Origin of the sequence: Pseudomonas sp. MPDS (assembly GCF_013283895.1) — a bacterium.
In the GTDB taxonomy this organism is placed as follows: Bacteria; Pseudomonadota; Gammaproteobacteria; order Pseudomonadales; family Pseudomonadaceae; genus Aquipseudomonas; species Aquipseudomonas rhizophila.
On record NZ_CP054128.1, the window covers coordinates 5,981,996 to 6,005,696 of the forward strand.

Annotated in this window: 29 protein-coding genes; 18 read left to right on the forward strand and 11 right to left on the reverse strand. The window is 61.8% G+C overall.

Features of this window, described 5'->3' with window-relative positions:
- Positions 1–142: 142 nt before the first annotated feature.
- The 4 genes from HQ912_RS26530 to HQ912_RS26545 form a co-directional block, all read right to left on the reverse strand.
- Positions 143–2,203, reverse strand: a complete 2,061-nt coding sequence (locus HQ912_RS26530) for a methyl-accepting chemotaxis protein (RefSeq protein ID WP_173407474.1) — start codon at positions 2,201–2,203, stop codon at positions 143–145.
- A gap of 213 nt (positions 2,204–2,416) precedes the next feature.
- Positions 2,417–2,956, reverse strand: coding sequence for a chemotaxis protein CheW (locus HQ912_RS26535; protein ID WP_047225996.1), 540 nt, complete (start codon positions 2,954–2,956; stop codon positions 2,417–2,419).
- Positions 2,957–2,966: 10 nt separating this feature from the next.
- Entirely contained in the window at positions 2,967–3,332 is a 366-nt protein-coding gene (gene pilH / locus HQ912_RS26540) for a twitching motility response regulator PilH (RefSeq protein ID WP_047226188.1), read from the reverse strand.
- Positions 3,333–3,379: 47 nt separating this feature from the next.
- Positions 3,380–3,808, reverse strand: a complete 429-nt coding sequence (locus HQ912_RS26545) for a PleD family two-component system response regulator (protein WP_047225997.1) — start codon at positions 3,806–3,808, stop codon at positions 3,380–3,382.
- A gap of 223 nt (positions 3,809–4,031) precedes the next feature.
- Here HQ912_RS26545 and gshB point away from each other — a divergent pair, with 223 nt between their 5' ends.
- The 7 genes from gshB (at position 4,032) to HQ912_RS26580 (ending at position 10,033) form a co-directional block, all read left to right on the forward strand.
- Positions 4,032–4,985 carry a glutathione synthase gene (gshB, locus tag HQ912_RS26550; protein ID WP_047225998.1) on the forward strand — a complete coding sequence of 318 codons (954 nt, stop codon included), beginning with the start codon at positions 4,032–4,034 and terminating at the stop codon, positions 4,983–4,985.
- A 77-nt stretch (positions 4,986–5,062) separates the two neighbouring features.
- On the forward strand, positions 5,063–5,959 hold the full coding sequence (locus tag HQ912_RS26555; RefSeq protein WP_047225999.1) for an energy transducer TonB: 897 nt from the start codon (positions 5,063–5,065) through the stop codon (positions 5,957–5,959).
- A 178-nt stretch (positions 5,960–6,137) separates the two neighbouring features.
- Complete coding sequence (locus HQ912_RS26560) at positions 6,138–6,707, forward strand: YqgE/AlgH family protein (protein ID WP_047226000.1); 570 nt, start codon at positions 6,138–6,140, stop codon at positions 6,705–6,707.
- Entirely contained in the window at positions 6,707–7,144 is a 438-nt protein-coding gene (ruvX, locus tag HQ912_RS26565; RefSeq protein ID WP_047226001.1) for a Holliday junction resolvase RuvX, read from the forward strand. The genes HQ912_RS26560 and ruvX overlap by 1 nt, the downstream gene beginning before the upstream one ends.
- Before the next feature lie 85 nt (positions 7,145–7,229).
- Positions 7,230–7,736 (forward strand): bifunctional pyr operon transcriptional regulator/uracil phosphoribosyltransferase PyrR, encoded by a 507-nt coding sequence (gene pyrR / locus HQ912_RS26570; protein ID WP_047226002.1) that lies wholly within the window; start codon positions 7,230–7,232, stop codon positions 7,734–7,736.
- 24 nt (positions 7,737–7,760) lie between these two features.
- On the forward strand, positions 7,761–8,765 hold the full coding sequence (locus tag HQ912_RS26575; protein WP_047226003.1) for an aspartate carbamoyltransferase catalytic subunit: 1,005 nt from the start codon (positions 7,761–7,763) through the stop codon (positions 8,763–8,765).
- Complete coding sequence (locus tag HQ912_RS26580; protein WP_076383024.1) at positions 8,762–10,033, forward strand: dihydroorotase; 1,272 nt, start codon at positions 8,762–8,764, stop codon at positions 10,031–10,033. The genes HQ912_RS26575 and HQ912_RS26580 overlap by 4 nt, the downstream gene beginning before the upstream one ends.
- 121 nt (positions 10,034–10,154) lie before the next feature.
- Here the strand turns inward: HQ912_RS26580 and HQ912_RS26585 are convergent, their stop codons facing one another.
- Complete coding sequence (locus HQ912_RS26585) at positions 10,155–10,583, reverse strand: NINE protein (RefSeq protein ID WP_047226005.1); 429 nt, start codon at positions 10,581–10,583, stop codon at positions 10,155–10,157.
- Between the two features lie 249 nt (positions 10,584–10,832).
- Here HQ912_RS26585 and HQ912_RS26590 point away from each other — a divergent pair, with 249 nt between their 5' ends.
- The gene (locus HQ912_RS26590; RefSeq protein ID WP_173407475.1) at positions 10,833–11,444 is read left to right on the forward strand and encodes a C40 family peptidase; all 612 of its coding nucleotides are present in this window, start codon (positions 10,833–10,835) and stop codon (positions 11,442–11,444) included.
- Positions 11,445–11,588: 144 nt separating this feature from the next.
- Here the strand turns inward: HQ912_RS26590 and HQ912_RS26595 are convergent, their stop codons facing one another.
- Entirely contained in the window at positions 11,589–12,623 is a 1,035-nt protein-coding gene (locus HQ912_RS26595) for a type IV pilus twitching motility protein PilT (RefSeq protein ID WP_107321399.1), read from the reverse strand.
- Between the two features lie 54 nt (positions 12,624–12,677).
- Here HQ912_RS26595 and HQ912_RS26600 point away from each other — a divergent pair, with 54 nt between their 5' ends.
- The 9 genes from HQ912_RS26600 (at position 12,678) to HQ912_RS26640 (ending at position 19,425) form a co-directional block, all read left to right on the forward strand.
- On the forward strand, positions 12,678–13,364 hold the full coding sequence (locus tag HQ912_RS26600) for a YggS family pyridoxal phosphate-dependent enzyme (protein WP_047226008.1): 687 nt from the start codon (positions 12,678–12,680) through the stop codon (positions 13,362–13,364).
- 42 nt (positions 13,365–13,406) lie between these two features.
- Positions 13,407–14,225 (forward strand): pyrroline-5-carboxylate reductase, encoded by an 819-nt coding sequence (gene proC / locus HQ912_RS26605; RefSeq protein WP_047226009.1) that lies wholly within the window; start codon positions 13,407–13,409, stop codon positions 14,223–14,225.
- A gap of 10 nt (positions 14,226–14,235) precedes the next feature.
- Complete coding sequence (locus tag HQ912_RS26610) at positions 14,236–14,826, forward strand: YggT family protein (protein ID WP_047226010.1); 591 nt, start codon at positions 14,236–14,238, stop codon at positions 14,824–14,826.
- 241 nt (positions 14,827–15,067) lie between these two features.
- The gene (locus tag HQ912_RS26615) at positions 15,068–16,207 is read left to right on the forward strand and encodes a homoserine O-acetyltransferase (RefSeq protein WP_047226011.1); all 1,140 of its coding nucleotides are present in this window, start codon (positions 15,068–15,070) and stop codon (positions 16,205–16,207) included.
- 7 nt (positions 16,208–16,214) lie between these two features.
- Positions 16,215–16,835 carry a methionine biosynthesis protein MetW gene (gene metW / locus HQ912_RS26620; protein ID WP_047226012.1) on the forward strand — a complete coding sequence of 207 codons (621 nt, stop codon included), beginning with the start codon at positions 16,215–16,217 and terminating at the stop codon, positions 16,833–16,835.
- 25 nt (positions 16,836–16,860) lie between these two features.
- Complete coding sequence (locus HQ912_RS26625) at positions 16,861–17,295, forward strand: DUF4426 domain-containing protein (protein WP_047226013.1); 435 nt, start codon at positions 16,861–16,863, stop codon at positions 17,293–17,295.
- Positions 17,292–17,888, forward strand: a complete 597-nt coding sequence (rdgB, locus tag HQ912_RS26630; RefSeq protein WP_173407476.1) for an RdgB/HAM1 family non-canonical purine NTP pyrophosphatase — start codon at positions 17,292–17,294, stop codon at positions 17,886–17,888. The genes HQ912_RS26625 and rdgB overlap by 4 nt, the downstream gene beginning before the upstream one ends.
- Positions 17,885–19,084 (forward strand): radical SAM family heme chaperone HemW, encoded by a 1,200-nt coding sequence (gene hemW / locus HQ912_RS26635; RefSeq protein WP_260990057.1) that lies wholly within the window; start codon positions 17,885–17,887, stop codon positions 19,082–19,084. Before rdgB ends, hemW begins: the two co-directional genes overlap by 4 nt.
- 17 nt (positions 19,085–19,101) lie before the next feature.
- A complete protein-coding gene (locus HQ912_RS26640; RefSeq protein WP_047226016.1) occupies positions 19,102–19,425 on the forward strand; it encodes a DUF3392 domain-containing protein in 324 nt (107 codons plus the stop codon).
- A 146-nt stretch (positions 19,426–19,571) separates the two neighbouring features.
- On the opposite strand, the gene trmB is transcribed toward HQ912_RS26640, so the two are convergent.
- The 4 genes from trmB to HQ912_RS26660 form a co-directional block, all read right to left on the reverse strand.
- Positions 19,572–20,297, reverse strand: coding sequence for a tRNA (guanosine(46)-N7)-methyltransferase TrmB (gene trmB, locus HQ912_RS26645; protein WP_047226017.1), 726 nt, complete (start codon positions 20,295–20,297; stop codon positions 19,572–19,574).
- Between the two features lie 9 nt (positions 20,298–20,306).
- The gene (locus HQ912_RS26650) at positions 20,307–21,101 is read right to left on the reverse strand and encodes a thiazole synthase (protein ID WP_003177480.1); all 795 of its coding nucleotides are present in this window, start codon (positions 21,099–21,101) and stop codon (positions 20,307–20,309) included.
- A gap of 54 nt (positions 21,102–21,155) precedes the next feature.
- Complete coding sequence (gene thiS / locus HQ912_RS26655; protein ID WP_160893822.1) at positions 21,156–21,356, reverse strand: sulfur carrier protein ThiS; 201 nt, start codon at positions 21,354–21,356, stop codon at positions 21,156–21,158.
- A gap of 90 nt (positions 21,357–21,446) precedes the next feature.
- Positions 21,447–21,818, reverse strand: a complete 372-nt coding sequence (locus HQ912_RS26660) for a DUF423 domain-containing protein (protein WP_047226019.1) — start codon at positions 21,816–21,818, stop codon at positions 21,447–21,449.
- A 73-nt stretch (positions 21,819–21,891) separates the two neighbouring features.
- Here HQ912_RS26660 and mtgA point away from each other — a divergent pair, with 73 nt between their 5' ends.
- Complete coding sequence (mtgA, locus tag HQ912_RS26665; RefSeq protein ID WP_047226020.1) at positions 21,892–22,614, forward strand: monofunctional biosynthetic peptidoglycan transglycosylase; 723 nt, start codon at positions 21,892–21,894, stop codon at positions 22,612–22,614.
- Positions 22,615–22,813: 199 nt separating this feature from the next.
- Here the strand turns inward: mtgA and rpoH are convergent, their stop codons facing one another.
- Positions 22,814–23,668: an RNA polymerase sigma factor RpoH gene (gene rpoH, locus HQ912_RS26670; protein ID WP_003177476.1), complete on the reverse strand. Its 855-nt coding sequence runs from the start codon at positions 23,666–23,668 to the stop codon at positions 22,814–22,816.
- Positions 23,669–23,701 lie beyond the last annotated feature (33 nt).

The following is a 23,701-nucleotide window of genomic DNA, read 5'->3' on the forward strand; positions in this document are numbered from 1 at the left end:
GCGGCCCCCTGCAATGCAGAATCCAACATCTATGTCCCAGACTGGCTATTTTGGGACTGCTTCGCAGTCCAGCGGGGATAAATCCCCTCGCCACAAAAGCTTCCTCGCCACATGACCCTTCTCAATATACAGATCCAGCCAGTTACGCCTTGTTCTCATCCGCCGCAGCCGCCGCCGGCAAAGTAAACCCCGACACCGAACGACGCAGCTGACTGGCCATTTTCGCCAGGTTGCCGATGCTCTCGGCGGTGGCGGTGGAGCCGGAAGAGGTTTGCGTGGTGATCTGCTGGATCACGTTCATGGTCAAGGAAATCTGCCCCGCCGACGTGGTCTGTTGCTGCGCCGCGTTGGAAATGCTCTGGATCAGCGCCGCCAGGGTCTTGGACACGCCTTCGATTTCTTCCAGGGCCACCCCGGCATCCTGGGCCAGTCGGGCGCCGCGCACCACTTCGGTGGTGGTCTGTTCCATGGAAATCACCGCCTCGTTGGTGTCAGCCTGAATCGCCCGCACCAGGGTCTCGATCTGCCGGGTCGCCGCCGAAGAGCGCTCCGCCAGCCGCTGCACTTCATCGGCCACCACCGCGAACCCGCGCCCGGCGTCACCGGCCATGGACGCCTGGATAGCGGCGTTGAGGGCCAGGATGTTGGTCTGGTCGGCAATGTCATCGATCAGGCTGACAATGTCGCCGATTTCCTGAGACGACTCCCCCAGGCGCTTGATGCGCTTGGCCGTGTCCTGGATCTGCTCGCGAATGTTGTCCATGCCATGAATGGTGTTGTGCACCACCTCGTTGCCTTTGTTGGCGATCTCCACGGAGCGCTCGGCCACCGCCGACGACTCGGCGGCATTGGCCGAGACCTGATCGATGGACTGGGCCATTTCATTGATTGAAGTCGAAGCTTCGGATATCTGCTGGGCCTGATGTTCGGAAGCCTGCGCCAGGTGCATCGCCGTAGCCTGGGTTTCCTGCACCGCAGCGGCGACCTGGCCGGCGGTGAGGTTGATGGTGGCCACAAGGTCACGCAGTTGGTCCACCGAATAGTTGATGGAATCGGCGATGGTGCCGGTAAAGTCTTCGGTAACCGAGGCGGTCACGGTCAGGTCGCCATCGGCCAGGTCTTCGATCTCGTCCAGCAGACGCATGATCGCGTTCTGGTTGCGCTCATTCTTTTCTGCGGTTTCACGCAACTGCCGGTTGGTTTCGCGGACCATCACCAGCCCGATCAGGATGATCGACATCAGCGCCAACAGACCCAGCACATAACCACCGATGGCGTTTGCGGAACGCCCGCCGGCCAGGTTTTCGAACGCGGTGGCCAGGTGCGACGCTTCGTCCAGCAAGGTTTGCGACAGGTTGAAGATGTTGCCTGCCGACTCGCGGACCTTGAACAGCTCAGGAGAGGTTTCGAGGATTTCGTCCACCGAGCCGGAGACGAATTCGAAGAGTTCGCTGATCTCACTCAGGCGAGCCCGGGCATCGCGGTCCTGTACTTGGGAGATCTTCAAGGCCGGGTCACCTTGCGACATGCCATTGAGCACCTGACCAAAACGTGCGGCATCGCGGCCAAAGGTATCGGCGGCCTGACTGGCGTTTTCATCCCCCGCCAGCACGGTGTTCACCGCCCCGAGAATCCGTTCGGCCAGCAACGACTGGCGCTGGGCCATGGCGACCTGCGCGGCGGGCGCGCCGCGCTGCAGGAGAATTTCGACGACCTTTTCGTACTCGACCTGCAATTGCGGCACGGTTTCGGCGAGGGTCGCCGCCACCTGATGCAGCGACAGCACAGTCTGTTCGCTGGACAGGATGGCATCGGTGTTCTTGAGCAGGCGTTCCCAGTCCAGCTGTACGGCACGCATCTGCGGGCGCAGGGCAGCAGGTGCCGGTGGCAGGCCGGTCACCGGGTCGCCTTGCTTCAGGTAGCCCCAGCGCTGGGCGAAATCATTGCGCGCCTCGCTCAGCAACTTGAACGCCGCGGCCTTGCCGGCGGCCGCCTCGGTGGCGTTCTTCGCGATGCGCTGGGACAGCACCCGCAACTCACCGGCGTGGCCGATGTACTGCTTGTCGTAGTTGGACTGGGTGTTGAGGTAAGCGAAGTTGGCGAACAGCAGCATGATGAAGACAATCAGCGCGACGAACAGCACGATGATCTGCGAACGACTACGCGACGCTTCCAGAGGCTTACCTGTATTTGCTTTGATCATCGGTTCTCGCCTGTACTGCCCAATCCAACCCACTCACCACTGCCAACTGTAAGCAAGCCCTTGTAGTGCAGCCTGCTCAATCAGTGTGACTCTGTGGGAGCAAGGCTTGCCTGCGATGAAAACAACACGGTTTCCCGCCTACCGAGGCGCCGCCATCGCGAGCAAGCTTTGCTCCCACTGGCTCGTTCCCACAAGGGACCGTGTGGCATCTCGTCAAACAGCTACATCCATGAACCCCGGCGAGCGCGTCAGCGCAAACGGGCTGAACACCTGCCACTGCCGTTCACCGCGAAACCGGCCCTTGACGAAGGCCGACTCCGGGCCGTCAAGGTCGTCCATCAGCGTCGGCTCCAGGCTGTCCTGGGCAAAATGCTGCAATCCGAGGACTTCATCCACCAGCAACCCGGTAAAGACCTCGTCATGATCCACCACCAGCACCCGCCGCTGCTTGCGCACGCTCGACAGCTCATGGCCGAAGAAACCGCACAAATCCATCAACGGCAATAAGCGCCCGCGCAGATTAGCCACACCACGAACCCATGGCTTGACCCCGGGCAAATGTGTGTAGCGCGGTTCGTGCAGCACTTCGCTGACTTCGCCCATGGGCGCCACGTACCAGTGTTCGCCGAGGCGAAAACCGATGCCGCTCCAGCTGTCGCCGTGGGTCGGTTGTGACGGCAGGTCCGCCCCCAGCAGCCGGCAACGCCGGTCGATCTGCAGGAGCAGTTCGAAAGCGGTCAGGGATTGGCTCATGGCCGTGTCATCAACCCGCCAGCACGTTGTTCAGGGTCTTGATCAGGGTTTCTTCGTCCACCGGTTTGGTCAGGTAGTCCTTCGCGCCTTGGCGAGTGCCCCAGACCTTGTCGGTGTCCTGGTCCTTGGTGGTGATGATGATCACCGGGATGTGCCCGGTGTCCGGATCCTTGGTCAACTGGCGCGTGGCCTGGAAACCGTTGAGGCCGGGCATGACGATATCCATCAGGACCGCGTCGGGCTTTTCCTGGCGAGCCAGGGCCACGCCGTCGGCGCCGTTTTCGGCCTTCAGGACCTGGTGGCCGTGCTTTTCCAGCATGCCGGTCAGTTTGTACATTTCGGTCGGCGAATCATCGACGATCAGAATTCGTGCCATGGTGTTCCCCATTTTTTGTTGACCCCAGGCCCGATGGCCGAGTGTCATTAATGTGCCTGGTGCGGCTGGACAGCGGCAAAGCCCGGAACATGAGCCCGTATCGCGCCCAGCAGTTCTTCCTTGCTGAAAGGCTTGGTCAAAAACTGATCGGAGCCGACGATGCGCCCCTTGGCCTTGTCGAACAAACCGTCCCGGGACGACAACATGATCACCGGCGTGGCCTTGAAAACGCTGTTGTTCTTGATCAGGGCACAAGTCTGGTAACCGTCCAGGCGCGGCATCATGATGTCGACAAAGATAATGCCCGGATGATGGTCGGCGATCTTGGCCAGGGCATCGAAGCCATCGACCGCCGTGATGACCTCGCAACCCACGTTGCGCAACAAGGTCTCGGCGGTGCGGCGGATGGTCTTCGAGTCGTCGATGACCATGACCTTCAAGGCGCTGGGTTGCTGCTGCGTAAGATGCTCTGCCATTGCCACTGCAAACCGGTTTTTAACGCGTAAGTGTGAACGACAGCGCAAACCCTTGATGTTCAAGGCCCGCACGTCACATGCCAGCCTTTTTAGCACAGTCTCCATCGCCGATCTATCGGCCGCTCGGTACAGTGGTTTTTCCTTGACCGCCAATCTTCCGGGCGCCACTCTGACGCCACTTTTTCACACCATTTGTGCCCATCAATTTTCGAGGAACCAAGCCATGAGCGTACGCGTCGGCATTGTCATGGACCCTATCGCCAGCATTTCCTATAAAAAGGATAGCTCGCTGGCCATGCTGCTGGCCGCTCAGAAGCGCGGCTGGGAGCTGTTCTACATGGAACAGGGCGACCTCTACCAGGCCGAAGGTCAGGCACGGGCGCGGATGAAGCCGCTGAACGTCTTCGCCAACCCCGAAAAATGGTTTGAGCTGGGCGCCGAACGCGATGCGCTGCTCAGCGACCTGGACGTGATCCTCATGCGCAAGGATCCGCCCTTCGACATGGAGTTCGTGTATTCCACCTACCTGCTGGAGCAGGCCGAAAACGCCGGTGTGCTGGTGGTCAACAAACCCCAGAGCCTGCGCGACTGCAACGAAAAGCTGTTCGCCACGCTGTTCCCGCAATGCACGCCGCCCACCATCGTCAGCCGTCGCCCGGACGTGCTGCGTGAATTCGCCGACCATCACGGCGACGTGATCCTCAAGCCCCTGGACGGCATGGGCGGCTCCTCGATTTTCCGTCACACCGCCGGCCACCCCAACCTGTCGGTGATCCTGGAAACCCTGACCCTGCACGGTCAGCAGCAGATCATGATCCAGGGATACCTGCCGGCCATCGTCGATGGCGACAAGCGCATCCTGATGATCGACGGCGAACCGGTGGACTATTGCCTGGCGCGCATTCCCGCAGCCGGCGAAACCCGCGGCAACCTGGCGGCCGGCGGGCGTGGCGAGGCGCGTCCGTTGACTGAAAAGGACCGCTGGATCGCGGCCCAGGTCGGCCCGACCCTGCGGGAGAAGGGTCTGCTGTTCGTGGGCCTGGACGTGATCGGCGAGCACCTGACGGAAATCAACGTCACCAGCCCGACCTGCATCCGCGAGATCGACAACGCCTTCGGCACCGACATCGGCGCGATGCTGATGGATGCCATCGATCAGAAGCTCAAGGCTCGTTGATCCAGATCCTGCTGAAGGAAACCCACATTGCGTTATCATGCCCGGCCTGAAAAAAACGCGATGTTGGTTTCCTTGCCATGACCCTCCCGTCCGATCTGCCCCAAGAGCTCGCCCATCGCGGCGTGCGCCCGGCTGATCGTCTCGGTTTTACCCTGTTCCTGGCGGCATTGATCCACTTGGCACTGCTGCTGGGCGTCGGGTTTGCCACGGTAGAACCCAAACAGATCAGCCAGACCCTGGAAATCACCCTGGCCACCTTCAAAAGCGAAGCCAAGCCACAAAAAGCGGACTTCCTCGCCCAGGAAAACCAGCAAGGCAGTGGCACCCTGGAAAAAAAGGCGACGCCCAAGACCACCCAGATCGCGCCGTTCCAGGACAATAAAGTGCAGAAGGTCACACCGCCGCCAGCGGCCAAGCCCGAGGTCCGGGAGACGGCGCCCAAGGCAGCCGTGACCACCGTGGCGCCGAAGCCAAAAAAAGCCCCGGTCAAGGAAGAGGTCAGGCCCGACCCCAAACCCAAGGCCCCGGTGCCCACCTTCGACAGCGCCCAACTGTCCAGCGACATCGCCAGCCTGGAAGCCGAGCTGGCCCAGGAACAGCAGTTGTATGCCAAACGCCCGCGTATCCACCGCCTGAGCGCCGCCTCGACCATGCGCGACAAGGGCGCCTGGTACAAAGATGAGTGGCGCAAGAAAGTCGAGCGCATCGGCAATCTCAACTACCCCGACGAAGCCCGGCGCAAGCAGATCTATGGCAACTTGCGGCTGCTGGTCTCGATCAACCGCGACGGCTCGTTGTATGAAGTGCTGGTGCTGGAGTCCTCCGGCCAGCCATTGCTGGATCAGGCCGCTCAGCGGATCGTGCGCCTCGCCGCGCCGTTCGCACCGTTTACCGGGGACCTGTCGGACATCGACCGCCTGGAAATCATCCGCACCTGGAAGTTCGCCCGGGGCGATCGTCTCTCCAGCAACTGACCCCATCCCCTTGTGGGAGCGAGCCTGCTCGCGATAGCAATCGAACATTCAGCATGATGTCGCCTGACACACCGCATCGCGAGCAGGCTCGCTCCCACAAGGGTTTCGTGACAGTCTCCGGCATTTGCTGCACATCCCCAGCTTGTCAGTTCGCCCCTGCGCCGCCACACTAGCGCCTATGAAAAACGTCAGCCCCACCTACCTCAAGCATCACTTCCTGATTGCCATGCCACACATGGCCGATCCGAACTTTGCCCACACCTTGACCTACATCGTCGAGCACACGGCCAATGGGGCCATGGGGCTGGTGATCAATCGGCCGCAGGAACTGAACCTGGCGGACATTCTTGAGCAGTTGCGCCCGGATGTAGAACCGCCACTCTTGTGCCAGCACGTCCCGATTTTCATCGGCGGCCCGGTGCAGACCGACCGAGGCTTCGTGCTCCACCCGACGGGGCCGTCCTACCAGGCCACCGTGGACCTGGATGGCGTATCGCTGTCCACCTCCCAGGATGTGCTGTTCGCCATTGCCGACGGCGTAGGCCCGGAAAAAAGCCTGATCGCCCTAGGCTATGCCGGTTGGGAAGCCGGGCAACTGGAAGCCGAGCTGGCCGATAACGCCTGGCTGACCTGCCCGTTCGACGCCGACATCCTGTTCAACACCAGCAGCGAACTGCGCCTGGAAGCGGCGGCCAGCCGGTTGGGGGTCAACCTCAGTCTGCTCACCAGCCAGGCAGGACACGCCTGATGGCCCTGCGCTTGCTGCTGGGCTTCGATTACGGCACCAAACAGATCGGCGTGGCGGTCGGCCAGGTGATTACCGGCCAGGCCCGCGAGCTGTGCACCCTCAAGGCGCAGAACGGCGTTCCCGACTGGAACCAGGTCGAAGCGCTGATCAAGGAGTGGAAACCCGACGCCGTGGTGGTCGGCCTGCCCCTGAACATGGACGGCACGCCCAGCGAGATGTGCGTTCGTGCGGAGAAATTCGCCCGCAGGCTCAACGGCCGCTACAACCTGCCTTTCTATACCCACGACGAGCGTCTGACCACGTTCGAGGCCAAGGGCGAACGCCTGGTACGTGGCGGGCAGAAAGGCAGTTACCGCGACAACCCGGTAGACGCCATCGCGGCCGCCCTGCTGCTGCAAGGCTGGCTCGACGCCAACGCCGCCCTGTTCGAAACCTGATTTTTTTGAAAGCGCCGCCAGGGCGCTTTCTTTTAGCGATAAACCGGGCCTCTGACCACCGGCCCGGGAACCTGAAGGAGCCAGCATGAGCCTGCCCAATCCCGCCGAACTGATCAGCCAGATGGCGATTCGTCTCACGGCGCATCTGGAACAACGCGGCATCAGCGAACCGCGCTACATCGGCATTCGCACCGGTGGCGTCTGGGTCGCCCAGGCCTTGCTCGAAGAACTGGGCAGCGATGCGCCGCTGGGCACCCTCGATGTGTCGTTCTACCGCGACGACTTCAGCCAGAACGGCCTGCACCCGCAAGTGCGCCCTTCGGCCCTGCCGTTCGAGATTGAAGGCCAGCATCTGGTACTGATCGACGATGTGCTGATGAGCGGCCGGACCATCCGCGCCGCCATGAACGAACTGTTCGATTATGGCCGCCCCGCCAGCGTGACCCTGGTGTGCCTGCTGGACCTGGACGCCGCCGAGCTGCCGATCCGCCCGAACGTGGTCGGCGCGACGCTGACGCTGGCCGCCCACGAGCGAGTCAAGCTGTCCGGCCCCGCGCCGCTGCAACTCGAACTGCAAGACCTTGCCCTTTAACTGCCCTTGTAAGAGTCCATTGCGATGACGCCTCTCGAAACCAAGCGAGCGCTACAGCTCAACGATCAGGGCCAGCTGCGGCACTTCCTGTCCCTCGACGGCCTGCGCCGCGAGCTGCTGACGGAAATCCTCGACACCGCCGATTCGTTCCTCGAAGTCGGGGCCCGGGCGGTCAAGAAAGTCCCGTTGCTGCGCGGCAAGACCGTGTGCAACGTGTTCTTCGAAAACTCCACCCGCACCCGCACCACCTTCGAACTGGCGGCCCAGCGACTGTCGGCGGACGTGATCACCCTGAACGTGTCCACCTCCTCGGCGAGCAAGGGCGAAACCCTGCTCGACACCTTGCGCAACCTCGAGGCCATGGCGGCCGACATGTTCGTCGTGCGTCACGGTGATTCCGGCGCGGCGCATTTCATTGCCGAGCATGTATGCCCGCAAGTGGCGATCATCAACGGCGGCGACGGCCGTCACGCCCACCCAACCCAGGGCATGCTGGACATGCTGACCATCCGTCGGCACAAGGGCAGCTTCGAGAACCTGTCGGTGGCTATCGTCGGCGACATCCTGCACTCGCGGGTGGCCCGTTCGAACATGCTCGCCCTCAAGACCCTCGGCTGCCCGGACATCCGCGTGATCGCGCCGAAAACCCTGCTGCCCATTGGCGTCGAGCAGTATGGCGTGAAGGTCTACACCGACATGACCGAAGGCCTCAAGGACGTGGACGTGGTGATCATGCTGCGCCTGCAGCGCGAACGCATGACCGGCGGCCTGCTGCCGAGCGAAGGCGAGTTCTACCGCCTGTTCGGCCTGACCACCGCGCGCCTGGCCGGGGCCAAGCCGGACGCCATCGTCATGCACCCGGGGCCGATCAACCGCGGGGTGGAGATCGAGTCGGCAGTGGCCGACGGACCACATTCGGTGATCCTCAACCAGGTGACCTACGGCATCGCCATCCGTATGGCCGTGCTGTCCATGGCCATGAGCGGGCAAACGGCCCAGCGCCAATTCGACCAGGAGAACGCCCAGTGAAGCTCAGCATTCTCGGCGCACGCGTGATCGATCCGGCCAGCGGCCTGGATCAAGTGACTGACATCCATATCGATGCCTGCAAAATTGTCGCCCTTGGCGCCGCTCCGGCCGGTTTTACCGCCGTTGATACCCTCAACGCCCAAGGCTTGGTGGCCGCTCCGGGGCTGGTGGACCTGAACGTCGCCCTGCGCGAACCCGGTTACAGCCGCAAAGGCAGTATCGTCAGCGAAACCCAGGCTGCCGCCGCCGGTGGCGTGACCAGTTTGTGCTGCCCGCCGCAGACCAAGCCGGTACTGGACACCTCGGCCGTGGCCGAGCTGATCCTCGATCGCGCCCGCGAAGCCGGCAACACCAAGGTCTTCCCTATCGGCGCCTTGAGCAAAGGCCTCGATGGCGAGCAATTGGCAGAACTCATTGCGCTACGCGACGCCGGTTGCGTGGCGTTCGGCAATGGCCTGAACAGTTTTCGCAATACCCGCACCCTGTGCCGCGCCCTGGAATACGCCGCGACCTTCGGCCTGACGGTGATCTTCAACTCCCAGGATCACGATCTGGCTGAAGGCGGGCTGGCCCACGAAGGCCCGACCGCCAGTTTCCTCGGCCTGCCGGGCATTCCGGAAACCGCCGAGACCGTGGCCCTGGCCCGGGACCTGCTGCTGGTGGAACAAAGCGGCGTGCGCGCACACTTCAGCCAGTTGACCAGCGCCCGCGGCGCCGCACTGATCGCCCAGGCCCAGGCTCGCGGCCTGCCCGTCACCGCCGATGTGGCACTGTACCAACTGATCCTGACCGACGAAGCGCTGATCGACTTCAACAGCGTCTATCACGTCCAACCGCCGCTGCGCACCCGCGCCGACCGCGATGGCTTGCGCGAGGCTGTGAAGTCCGGGGTGATCTCGGCCATCTCCAGCCATCACCAGCCCCACGAGCGCGATGCCAAGCTGGCACCATTCGGCGCCACGGAACCGGGCATCAGCAGTGTCGAACTGTTGCTGCCACTGGCCATGACACTGGTGGAAGACGGATTGCTGGACCTGCCGACCCTGCTCGCACGCCTGAGCAACGGCCCGGCCGACGCGCTGCAATTACCGGTGGGTAAACTGGCAGTGGGCGCGGCGGCGGACTTGGTGCTGTTCGACCCGGCGGCGTCCACTGTGGCGGGTGAAGCCTGGCGCTCCAAGGGTGACAACTGCCCGTTCCTTGGCCACAGTTTGCCGGGGGTGGTGCGTTATACGCTGATGGATGGGCGGATTACTCACCAGGCCTGACATCGCGTCGCTCTTATCGCGAGCAGGCTCGCTCCCACAGGGATCTTCGGTGAACACATAACCTGTGAACACCTTGATCCAGTGTGGGAGCGAGCCTGCTCGCGATGCAGGCGACTCGGTCTTAGTGAAAAGCCCCGCGCTTCTGCGCATTGCGAATCGAGACCTGATCGTTCAGCGTCCAGAAGTCATACAGCACCCCCAGGAAAAACACCCCGCCAGTCAGCAGGTAAAGGATGCCGGTGAGCCATTTGCCCTGGTACATGCGGTGCACACCCAGCACACCGAGAAACGTCAGCAGAATCCACGCCACGCTGTACTCGAGGGGACCCGGGGTGAAGCGCAGATCGGCCTCCCGATCCATGGCCGGAATCAGGAACAGGTCGATCAGCCAGCCGATGCCCAACAGGCCGAAGGTGAAAAACCAGATCGTGCCGGTGACCGGCTTGCCGTAGTAGAAGCGGTGGGCGCCGGTAAAGCCGAAAATCCACAAGAGATAGCCGATCACTTTGCTGTGGGTATCGCGTAAAGCGTCCTGCTGATAGCTGTTCATGAATCGCCTCTTTTGCCTCGATAGATAAATTTGTTCGGATTATTTGTGACTTTTTTATGGATTGCCGACAAGCGGTCTCCAGCGTCAGGAACCCGGTAAACCCCCGTGCTGTCTGGGTTCTGTCAGACAATCAGGTCAATATGTCGCAATTATGCGGGTTTCACCTGGGGTTGCGATTCGACAAACGGCCTCGGAACAGTAAAAAAAGCTGTTATAAAGTTGCGCGCTTACCTTCAAGAGCCCTGCCTAATGCGTCCATTTATCAAGACATGGCTAACCATTTGCCTATTATTGCCCCTGGCCGCCCACGCCACCAATCGTGAGCAACGTCTTCCCAACGTCAACGGCTACACCCCCAAATCCCATGTTTCTGCTCCTTCGAGCAAGAACAAGCGAAACGCCCAGCGTTTGAGCACCGCCAATAGCAAGCTGGTTCCGGTCATGACCGCCAAGACAAGCAGCAACGTCTTGAGCCGTGCCGTGAACGTACTGGGAACACCTTACCGTTGGGGCGGCAGTAGCCCAAGCAAAGGTTTCGATTGCAGCGGCCTGGTGAAGTACGCCTTCAACGATGCCACCTTCGACCTGCCGCGCACTTCCAATGCGATGGCCAGCGGTCACGGCCAGAAGGTCGATCGCAAGGACCTCAAGCCCGGCGATCTGATCTTCTTCAAGCTCAAGAGCCGCCGGGTCAACCACGTGGCCATCTACCTGGGTAACGACCGCTTCATCCACGCCCCGCGCCGTGGCAAGTCGGTGACCATCGACACCTTGAACAAGCCGTACTGGAACAGCCACTACGTCCTTGCCAAGCGAGTGCTGCCCAAAGAGTCGAAAGGGATGCAGCTGGTTCAGCGCTGATTTGAAAGTGGCACATTTGCCAGTTCAAGCAAACTGTGGGAGCTAGCCTGTTCGCGATAGCGGTACATCCGTCAACTTCAATGTTGGCTGATCCAACGCTATCGCGAGCAAGCTCGCTCCCACAGGAGGTTTTGTGGCCGATCCTCAGAAGTTATCCGGCGTACGCGCCCGCTCCCGCGCATGTTCGCGACTGATCAGCCCCTTGTTCAGCAAATCCTTCAAACACATATCCAATGTCTGCATCCCCAGCGACCCACCGGTCTGGATCGCCGAGTACATCTGCGCCACCTTGTCCTCGCGGATCAGGTTACGGATCGCCGACGTTCCCAGCATGATTTCATGAGCCGCGACCCGGCCGCCGCCAATCTTCTTGACCAGCGTCTGTGAAATCACCGCCTGCAAGGATTCGGACAACATCGAACGAACCATGGATTTCTCATCCCCCGGGAACACGTCCACCACCCGGTCGATGGTCTTGGCCGCCGAGGTGGTGTGCAAGGTGCCAAACACCAGGTGACCGGTTTCGGCGGCGGTCAGGGCAAGGCGGATGGTCTCCAGGTCACGCATCTCCCCCACCAGAATCACGTCCGGGTCTTCGCGCAGGGCTGAGCGCAGGGCCGTGGAGAAACTTTGGGTGTCGCGGTGCACTTCGCGCTGGTTGATCAGGCATTTGCGCGGCTCGTGGACAAACTCGATGGGATCTTCGATGGTGAGGATGTGATGGTGTTTGTGGGTGTTGAGGTAGTCGATCATCGCCGCCAGGGTGGTGGACTTGCCGGAGCCGGTCGGCCCGGTCACCAACACCAGCCCGCGAGGCGCCTCGGTCACCTTGCGAAACACATCGCCCATCCCCAGGTCTTCCATGGTCAGGACTTTCGACGGGATGGTCCGGAACACCGCACCTGCACCGCGATTCTGGTTGAACGCATTGACCCGGAACCGTGCGACGCCCGGCACGTCGAAGGAAAAGTCGGTTTCCAGAAACTTCTCGTAATCTACCCGCTGCCGGTCGTTCATGATGTCGTAGATCAGCTCATGGACCTGCTTGTGGTCCAGGGCCGGCAGGTTGATCCGCCTCACATCGCCATCGACACGGATCATCGGCGGCAGCCCGGCGGACAAGTGCAGGTCCGATGCGCCCTGTTTGGCGCTGAACGCCAGTAGCTCAGTGATATCCATAGCGCTCCTCAATTCCAGTAGAATGCCGCGAACCTCACCGCTGGCGCTTCTTTAATGTCCACGATAGCAGACAACATTGCTCAGGTTAGATCGCGTATCCGCGCAGCCGAACAAGCCGCCCACCGCGACGAACACAGCGTGCAGCTGCTGGCGGTGAGCAAGACCAAGCCCGCCCAGGCCCTGCGTGAAGCCTATGCCGCCGGCCTGCGGGACTTTGGCGAGAACTATCTGCAGGAGGCGCTGGGCAAACAGGCCGAACTGACCGACCTGCCCTTGATCTGGCACTTCATCGGCCCCATTCAATCGAACAAGACGCGCGCTATCGCCGAACATTTCGACTGGGTGCATTCCGTGGATCGTTTGAAAATTGCACAACGCCTGTCCGAGCAGCGCCCGGCCGACCTACCGCCGCTGAATATCTGCATCCAGGTCAACGTCAGCGGTGAAGACAGCAAATCCGGCTGCACCGCGGCGGACCTGCCCGCTCTGGCCAGCGCCATCAGCGCGTTGCCACGCCTGAAGCTGCGTGGGTTGATGGCGATTCCCGAACCGACCGAGGAGCGTGCCGCCCAGGATGCCGCCTTCGCAGCGGTTCAACGCTTGCAAGCCGATCTGAAGCTACCGCTGGACACCCTTTCCATGGGCATGAGCCATGACCTCGAGTCGGCCATTGCCCAGGGCGCCACCTGGGTGCGGATCGGTACCGCGCTGTTTGGTGCGCGCGACTATAGCCGTAGCTAGCCGTACGCCATGCTGACTCAACTCTCTAATCAAGGACCTGTCATGAGCAACACACGTATTGCCTTCATCGGCGCCGGCAACATGGCCGCCAGCCTGATCGGCGGCCTGCGGGCCAAGGGTCTGGACGCTTCGCAGATCCGCGCCAGCGATCCGGGGGCCGAGACTCGCGCCCGGGTGAGCACAGAGCACGGCATCGAAACGTTCGCCGACAACGCCCAGGCCATCGAGGGCGCGGACGTCGTCGTGCTGGCGGTCAAGCCACAGGCGATGAAAACTGTCTGCGAGGCCATTCGTCCAAGCCTCAAACCCCATCAGATGGTGGTGTCGATCGCCGCCGGCATTACCTGCGCCAGCATGAACAACTGGCTCGGGTCCCAGCCGATCGTGCGCTGCATGCCCAACACCCCGGCGCTGCTGCGCCAGGGCGTCAGTGGGCTGTTCGCGACCGCACAAGTGACCGCCGAACAGCGCCAGCAGGCCGAAGAGCTGCTCTCGGCCGTAGGCCTGGCACTGTGGCTGGAAACCGAGCAGCAACTGGATGCGGTGACGGCCGTGTCCGGCTCGGGCCCGGCATACTTTTTCCTGCTGATCGAAGCCATGACCGCCGCCGGTGAAAAACTCGGCCTGCCGCGCGAAACCGCCGCCAAACTGACGTTGCAGACCGCCCTGGGCGCCGCCCACATGGCAGTGTCCAGCGATGTCGATGCGGCCGAACTGCGGCGCCGGGTGACTTCGCCAGCCGGCACCACCGAAGCCGCCATCAAATCGTTCCAGGCCGGGGGCTTCGAAGCCCTGGTGGAAAAAGCACTCGGCGCCGCCGCGCACCGCTCGGCCGAAATGGCCGAACAACTGGGCCAATAAGGAGCCATTCATGATCGGATTGAACACTGCAGCGGTCTACGTGCTGCAAACCCTCGGCAGCCTGTACCTGCTGATCGTACTGCTGCGCTTTGTGCTGCAACTGGTGCGCGCCAACTTCTACAACCCGCTGTGCCAGTTCATCGTCAAGGCCACCCAGCCATTGCTCAAGCCACTGCGCCGGATCATTCCGAGCGTGTTCGGCCTGGACATGTCGTCACTGGTACTGGCGATCATCGTGCAACTGGCGCTGATGGCCCTGACCCTGCTGCTGACCTACGGCACCACCGGCAACCCGCTGCAACTGCTGATCTGGTCGATCATTGGCGTGACCGCGCTGTTCCTGAAGATTTTCTTCTTCGCCCTGATCATCAGCGTGATCCTGTCCTGGGTCGCTCCCGGCAGCCACAACCCGGGCGCCGAACTGGTGAACCAGATCTGCGAGCCGGCGCTGGCACCGTTCCGCCGCATCGTGCCGAACCTCGGCGGCCTGGATATCTCGCCGATCCTGGCGTTCCTGGTGCTCAAGCTGATCGACATGCTGGTGATCAACAACCTGGCGGCGATGACCATGATGCCGGAAATCCTGCGGTTGCTGATCTAAAACGCTGCAGCCTTTCCTGTGGCGAGGGAGCTTGCTCCCGCTGGGCTGCAAAGCAGCCCCAAAGCGGGCGCCACCGTATCCCGGACAGTCACGGGCAGCAGCTTTCAGGGCCGCTTCGCGCCCCAGCGGGAGCAAGCTCCCTAGCCACGGGTAAAGCGGCGGACAATCAGCTCCGCCCTTTGCTTGCCGCTTGCCACAGCGGTCTTTAGACTTACGCCTCATTTCAACGAGAGCAGGGTCGATGCCAGCTGCCTTTCCCCCCGATTCCGTTGGTCTGGTGACGCCGCAAATGGCGCATTTCAGCGAGCCCCTGGCCCTGGCCTGCGGTCGTTCGTTGCCAGCCTATGACCTGATTTTCGAAACCTACGGCACCCTCAATGCCACGGCGAGCAATGCCGTGCTGATCTGCCATGCCTTGTCGGGGCATCACCACGCCGCCGGCTATCACAGTGTCGACGACCGCAAGCCGGGCTGGTGGGACAGTTGCATCGGCCCGGGCAAGCCCATCGACACCAACAAGTTCTTCGTGGTCAGCCTGAACAACCTCGGCGGCTGCAACGGCTCCACCGGCCCCAGCAGCGTCAACCCGGACACCGGCAAACCCTTCGGCGCCGACTTTCCGGTGCTGACCGTGGAAGATTGGGTCCACAGTCAGGCACGCCTGGCGGACCGCCTCGGTATCGCCCAGTGGGCCGCAGTGATCGGCGGCAGCCTGGGCGGCATGCAAGCCCTGCAATGGACCATCACTTACCCGGACCGTGTCCGCCACTGCCTGGCAATCGCCTCTGCCCCCAAGCTGTCGGCGCAGAACATCGCCTTCAACGAAGTGGCGCGCCAGGCGATCCTCACCGATCCGGAATTCCACGGCGGCTCGTTCCAGGAACACGGCGTGATTCCCAAGCGCGGGCTGATGCTGGCGCGGATGGTCGGGCATATCACCTACCTGTCCGATGATTCCATGGGTGAGAAATTCGGCCGCGGTCTCAAGAGCGAAAAGCTCAACTACGACTTCCACAGCGTCGAATTCCAGGTGGAAAGCTACCTGCGCTACCAGGGCGAAGAATTCTCCGGACGCTTCGATGCCAACACCTACCTGTTGATGACGAAAGCCCTGGACTACTTCGATCCGGCGGCGAACTTCGACGATGACCTGGCAAAAACCTTTGCAGGCGCCACCGCCAGGTTCTGCGTGATGTCGTTCACCACCGACTGGCGCTTCTCCCCGGCCCGCTCACGGGAGCTGGTGGACGCGCTGATGGCTGCCCGCAAGGACGTCTGCTACCTGGAAATCGACGCGCCCCAGGGTCACGACGCCTTTCTGATCCCGATCCCGCGCTACCTGCAGGCGTTCGGCAACTACATGAACCGTATAACGCTGTGAGGACGTCATGAGAGCCGATCTGGACATCATCCAGGAATGGATCCCCGCCGGCAGCCGCGTGCTCGACCTGGGCTGCGGCAACGGCGAACTGCTGACCTGGCTGCGCGACCACAAGCAAGTCACCGGCTACGGCCTGGAAAACGACCCGGACAACATCGCCGAGTGCGTGGCCAAGGGCATCAACGTGATCGAGCAGGACCTGGACAAGGGCCTGGGCAACTTCGCCAGCAACAGCTTCGACATCGTGGTCATGACCCAGGCGCTGCAAGCGGTGCACTACCCGGACAAGATCCTCGACGAAATGCTGCGGGTCGGGCGCCAGTGCATCATCACCTTCCCCAACTTCGGTCACTGGCGCTGCCGCTGGTACCTGGCGAGCAAGGGCCGCATGCCGGTGTCGGAGTTTCTGCCCTACACCTGGTACAACACGCCGAACATCCACTTCTGCACCTTCGAGGATTTTGAGGCGTTGTGCCGCGAACGCCAAGCCAAGGTCATCGATCGCCTGGCGGTGGACCAGCAGCACCGCCACGGGTGGGCCAGCAAGCTATGGCCTAATCTGTTAGGTGAAATAGGCATCTATCGGGTCAGCAGCCCAGGCCTTGCCGATCATCAGGTCGCGGTGTGAAGCCCGGCCTTACCAGGAGCACGACATGAAACGTCTAGCGTTGTTTCTCATCACCGCCTGCCTGAGCGCCGGAGCCATGGCCGCGGATGTCATCAAGAGCGATCGCAAGGAAGTGTTCGGCGACATCACCGTGCACTACAACACCTTCAATTCCACCTTCCTGACGCCGGATATTGCCGACGCCGCCGGATTGATCCGCGACAAGACCCAGGGCGTGATCAACGTTTCGGTACTCAAGGATGGCAAACCCTTGAAGGCCGAGGTCAGCGGGACAGTCAAGGACCTTACCAGCAGCAGTGTCACGCTGAACTTCAAGGAGGTGGCCGAACCCAACGCGACCTATTACATCGCCCAATACCCGGTGAAACAGCAGGAAACCCGCACCTTCAACATCCAGGTGAAAACGGGCGATAAGATCAACACCCTCAACTTCAACCAGGAACTGTTCCCCGGCGAATGATGAATTTCACCCAACTCGTACTGGCCAGCCACAACGCCGGCAAACTCAAGGAACTCCAGGCCATGCTCGGCGGGTCGGTGCAACTGCGCTCGATTGGCGAGTTCAGCCAGGTCGAACCTGAAGAAACCGGCCTGTCGTTCGTCGAGAACGCCATCATCAAGGCCCGCAACGCCGCGCGCATTTCCGGCCTGCCGGCGCTGGCCGACGACTCCGGGCTGGCGGTGGACTTTCTCGGCGGTGCGCCGGGCATCTATTCAGCCCGCTACGCCGATGGCAAAGGCGACGCGGCGAACAACGCCAAGCTGCTCGAGGCCCTCAAGGATGTGCCCGAAGCCGAGCGCGGCGCACAGTTCGTCTGCGTCCTGGCCCTCGTCCGTCATGCCGACGATCCACTGCCGATCCTCTGCGAAGGCTTGTGGCACGGGCGCATTCTCACCGAAGCCAGCGGCGAGCACGGTTTTGGCTACGATCCGCTGTTCTGGGTGCCAGAGCGCAACTGCTCCAGCGCCGAACTGGGCCCGGTGGAAAAAAACCAGCTGAGCCACCGCGCCCGCGCCATGGCTTTGCTGCGCCAACGCCTGGGCCTGCAATGATCGATGAGTCCCCCGCACCTCTGATCCATGGCGGTGCGCAAACGCCTCGGGCACCGCTGCCAGTGCTGCCGCCTTTGGCGTTGTACATCCACATTCCGTGGTGTGTACGCAAATGCCCGTATTGCGATTTCAATTCCCATGCCGCCAGCCCGCAGTTGCCGGAAGAAGAATACGTCGACGCCTTGCTGGCCGATCTCGACCAGGACCTGCAGGCGGTGTATGGCCGGGAACTGAGCTCGATCTTTTTCGGCGGCGGTACTCCAAGCCTGTTCAGCGCCCAGGCCCTGGGCCGGCTGCTCAAAGGTGTCGAGGCGCGAATCCCCTTCGCCTATGACATTGAAATCACCCTGGAAGCCAACCCAGGGACCTTCGAGCAAGAGAAATTTGTCGCTTACCGGGCACTGGGCATCAATCGCCTATCCATTGGCATCCAGAGCTTTCAGGACGCCAAGCTCAAGGCTTTGGGCCGGATTCATAACGGTGACGAAGCTGTGCGCGCCGCCGGCATGGCCCGTCAGGCCGGGTTCGACAACTTCAACCTGGACCTGATGCATGGCCTGCCCGATCAGTCCCTGGACGACGCCTTGAGCGACTTGCGCCAGGCCATTGCGTTGAAGCCCACGCATCTGTCCTGGTATCAGTTGACCCTGGAGCCAAACACGGTGTTCTGGAACCAGCCGCCGACCTTGCCGGAAGACGACACGCTGTGGGACATCCAGGAAGCCGGGCAAGCGTTGCTGGCCGAACATGGCTACAGCCAATACGAAGTCTCGGCCTACGCCCAGCCCGGGCGACCGGCGCGGCATAACCTCAATTACTGGAGTTTCGGCGACTTCATCGGCATCGGCGCGGGCGCCCACGGCAAGCTCAGCCATCCGGACGGGCGTATTGTGCGCACCTGGAAAACCCGCCTGCCCAAGGACTACCTCAACCCAGCCAAACGCTTCCTGGCCGGCGAGAAAACCCTGAGCAATGAAGAACTGCCCTTCGAGTTCCTGATGAACGCGCTGCGCCTGACCGAAGGTGTGGACGCGCGGCTTTACCCAGAACGCACCGGCCTGCCTTTGCAGAGTCTGGCTGAAGGCCGACGCGAGGCCGAACAAAGCGGGTTGTTGCGGGTCGAACCGGCACGTCTGGCAGCCACCGAGCGCGGACAGTTGTTTCTCAATGACCTGTTGCAGAAATTTTTGAGCTAATCACACAAGGAAACCCCATGGATCTGGTACTCGACCTGCTCGCCACCGTGTCCCGCTGGAGCCGCAGCAACCTGTCGGAAATCTCCCTGGCATTGGTAGGCTGCCTGCTGGTGCTGTTTGGTGCCGACATCAAGGGTTGGGTCGAACAACGCCTTGGCAATATTGCCGGGGCCTTGCGCGTCCCGCTGATCGCCCTGCTGTGCATGATCGGCAGCGGCGCGGCCTTGATCTACGCCACGCCGTGGGTCGTCCGGGGCTTGAGCCAGTTCAACAACTACAGCCTGGCACCGGTGCTGTTGGTGGTGCTGGTGTTGATTGGGGTGGTCGCTGACCGTCGCTGATTTTCGATGTAGCACAGAACGAAATGTGGGAGCGAGCTTGCTCGCGATGGCGGCCTGACAGTCAACATTGATATTGAATGTTATGGCCTCATCGCGAGCAAGCTCGCTCCCACAGGGGATCCCATTTCAGCAGGATCTTCTGGTGTTTAAGCCACCTTCTCGAACTTCAAATCCCAAACCCCATGCCCCAAGCGTTCGCCACGGCGTTCGAACTTGGTGATCGGTCGTTCGGCCGGGCGCGGTACGCACTTGCCATCTTCGGCCAGGTTACGGTAACCCGGGGCGACGTTCATCACTTCCAGCATGTATTCGGCGTAGGGTTCCCAGTCGGTGGCCATGTGCAGCACACCGCCGACCTTCAACTTGCTGCGCACCAACTCAGCGAACGACGCCTGGACGATACGGCGCTTGTGATGGCGGCTCTTGTGCCATGGGTCCGGGAAGAACAGCATCAGCCGGTCGAGGCTGTTGTCGGCCACACAGCGGTTGAGCACTTCGATGGCGTCGCAGTCGTAGACCCGCAGGTTGGTCAGTCCTTGGGTCAGTACGCCGTTGAGTAGCGCGCCCACACCGGGACGATGAACTTCCACACCGATGAAATCCTGTTCCGGCGCCGCGGCGGCCATTTCCAGCAGCGAGTGGCCCATGCCGAAGCCGATTTCCAGCGAGCGCGGCGCCGAGCGGCCGAACACCTGGTCAAAGTCCACCGGCGCATCGGCCAGGGGCAGGACAAACAGCGGCGTGCCCTGTTCCAGGCCGCGTTGCTGGCCTTCGGTCATGCGCCCGGCGCGCATCACGAAACTCTTGATGCGGCGGTGTTGGCGCTCTTCGCCTTCTTCCGGGAGGACAGGCGTGTCGTTCGATTCAGTCATCAATGGCTCTTACTTGATCAGACCATCCAGCGGCGAAGAGGCGCTGGCGTAGAGTTTTTTCGGCATGCGGCCGGCGAGGTATGCCAGGCGACCGGCCACAATGGCGTGTTTCATGGCTTCGGCCATCAGGATCGGTTGCTGGGCATGGGCGATGGCCGAGTTCATCAGCACTGCTTCACAGCCCAGTTCCATGGCGATGGTGGCGTCGGAGGCGGTGCCAACACCGGCATCCACCAACACCGGAATCTTGGCTTCTTCCAGGATGATCTGCAGGTTGTACGGGTTGCAGATCCCCAGACCCGTGCCGATCAGGCCAGCCAGCGGCATCACCGCGATGCAGCCGATTTCCGCCAGTTGACGGGCGATGATCGGGTCATCGCTGGTGTAGACCATCACGTCGAAACCTTCCTTGACCAGGGTTTCGGCAGCCTTGAGGGTTTCGATCACGTTGGGGAACAGGGTTTTCTGGTCCGCCAGCACTTCCAGCTTCACCAGGTTGTGGCCGTCGAGCAGCTCACGGGCCAGGCGGCAGGTGCGCACGGCCTCAATGGCGTCGAAGCAACCGGCGGTGTTGGGCAGGATGGTGTAGCGATCTGGCGGCAGGATATCCAGCAGGTTCGGTTCGCCCGGGTTCTGGCCGATGTTGGTGCGGCGCACGGCAACGGTCACGATTTCAGCGCCCGAGGCTTCGATGGCCAGGCGGGTTTCTTCCATGTCGCGGTATTTGCCGGTGCCAACCAGCAGACGCGACTGGTAGGTACGACCGGCCAGGACGAAGGGCTTGTCGCTACGAACGATGCTCATGGGAAATCCTCTGTTGGGGTGAGGTTCTGGCGAAATACTGGAAAACCGCAGGGACTAGCCGCCGCCGATGGCGTGGACCACTTCGACGCTGTCGCCATCGTTCAACGTGGTGTCGGCGTGCTGGCTGCGCGGGACGATATCCAGATTGAGCTCCACCGCGACGCGGCGTCCGGTCAGTTCCAGACGGGTCAGCAGGGCCGCAACGGTTTCACCGTCGGGCAGATCAAGGGGTTCGCCGTTCAATTGAATGCGCATGCCGGATGCCGCCATCATTTTTAGGGGCTGGCATTCTAGCCCGATCAGTCTGGACGACCCAAGCCATTCGTCATGAATTGGACCGTGCGGTCAGCCCAACCGCCAGGCGGCAAGCCCCAGGCACAACCAGCCGATCAGGAACGCCACCCCACCGAACGGCGTGATAATGCCCAGTTTGCTGATGCCCGTGAGCGTCAGCAGATACAGACTCCCGGAGAACAGCAGGATACCGATGACAAACGAAATCCCGGCCCAGGTGACGATACGTCCGGGGATGTGCGTGGCCAGCAGCGCGACGCCCAGCAACGCCAGGGTGTGTACCAACTGATAGGTGACGCCGGTATGAAAGATCGCCAGGTAATCGGCGCTCAGGCGATTTTTCAGGCCGTGGGCGGCAAACGCTCCCAGTGCCACGCCGGTGAAGCCGAAAAAAGCAGCCAGCATCAGAAAACTACGCAGCATGAGAACTCCAGTCAGACTCGGTGGACAGGGTCTGTATAATGGCCCGCTCGACGGGTTCGGCCAAGCCATCTCTATGTTGCGTTCATTGTTTCGACGATTCGTTAAAGCCCTGCTCTGGTTCGCCGTCGGCAGCGTTGTGCTGGTGCTGTTGTTTCGCGTGGTGCCGCCGCCGTTCACCGCGCTGATGATCGAGCGCAAGGTTGAGTCCTGGTTCGGTGGCGAGCCGATCGACCTGCAGCGTACCTGGCAACCCTGGGATCAGATTTCCGACAACCTCAAAATCGCGGTAATCGCAGGTGAGGACCAGAAATTTCCAGAGCACTGGGGCTTCGACTTCGGTGCGATCCAGGCCGCGCTTACCCATAACGGACGTGGCGGCTCGATTCGCGGCGCCAGCACCCTCAGCCAGCAAGTGTCCAAGAACTTGTTCCTGTGGCCGGGCCGCAGCTGGCTGCGCAAGGGCCTGGAAGCTTGGTTTACCGCGCTGATCGAAATACTCTGGCCCAAGCAGCGGATCCTCGAGGTGTACCTCAACAGCGTCGAGTGGGATGACGGTGTGTTCGGTGCCGAAGCCGCAGCGCGGCATCACTTTGGGGTAAGCGCCGATGCATTGTCCCGGCAACAGGCCAGCCTGCTGGCGGCGGTCCTGCCCAACCCCCGGGTATGGAGCGCCGCACGCCCAAGCCCTTATGTACTGCGGCGCGCGAACTGGATCCGCCGGCAGATGAGCCAGTTGGGGGGTGACAGCTACCTGCTGGGGCTCAATGACTCGCGGCGGGCGCCTTGGGCCCAGTAGCCGAGGCGCTGAAGATCCCCTGTGGGAGCGAGCCTGCTCGCGATGGCGTCGGATCATTCGACATCGTCATCGACTGACCCGACGCCATCGCGAGCAGGCTCGCTCCCACATCAGGGATCTGCGTGGCGTCAAACATTGGCGCACAAAAAAACGCCCCGATCATCACTGATCGGGGCGTTTTTTATGGCTGTTGCGCAGGTCAAGCCGCAATCGACACCTTGAGCTTGTTCATCGCGCTCTTCTCAAGCTGGCGAATCCGCTCGGCCGACACGTTGTACTTCTGCGCCAGGTCGTGCAGCGTGGCTTTTTCCTCGGCCAGCCAGCGCTGGTAAAGGATGTCACGGCTGCGCTCGTCCAGCACTTCCAGAGCTTCGTGCAGGTTGGTGTTGGAGTTGTCGCTCCAGTCGGCGTCTTCCAGTTGACGCGCCGGGTCATACCGGTGGTCTTCCAGGTAGTTGGCCGGCGACTGGAAAGCGCTGTCGTCGTCCGCTTCGGCGGCCGGGTCAAAGGCCATGTCATGGCCGGTCAGGCGACTTTCCATCTCGCGCACTTCCCGCGGCTCGACGCCCAGGCTCTCGGCCACACGATGGACTTCTTCATTGTTCAGCCAGGCCAGACGTTTCTTCTGGCTGCGCAGGTTGAAGAACAGCTTGCGCTGGGCCTTGGTGGTCGCGACTTTCACGATGCGCCAGTTGCGCAGGATGAACTCGTGGATTTCCGCCTTGATCCAGTGCACTGCAAACGACACCAGGCGCACACCCATTTCCGGGTTGAAACGCTTGACCGCCTTCATCAGGCCGACGTTGCCTTCCTGGATCAGGTCGGCCTGGGCCAGCCCGTAGCCGGAATAGCTGCGGGCGATATGTACAACAAAACGCAGGTGGGCGAGCACCATCTGCCGAGCCGCCTCAAGATCCTGCTCATAATAGAGACTCTCGGCCAGTTCACGCTCCTGCTCGGGCGTCAGCAAAGGGATGCTGTTCACCGTGTGCACATAAGCCTCCAGGTTCGCACCCGGGACCAGAGCATAAGCAGGTTGCAAAGAAGTGGTCATACGAAAAAACCTCCGACTCACATAACTCGTGCA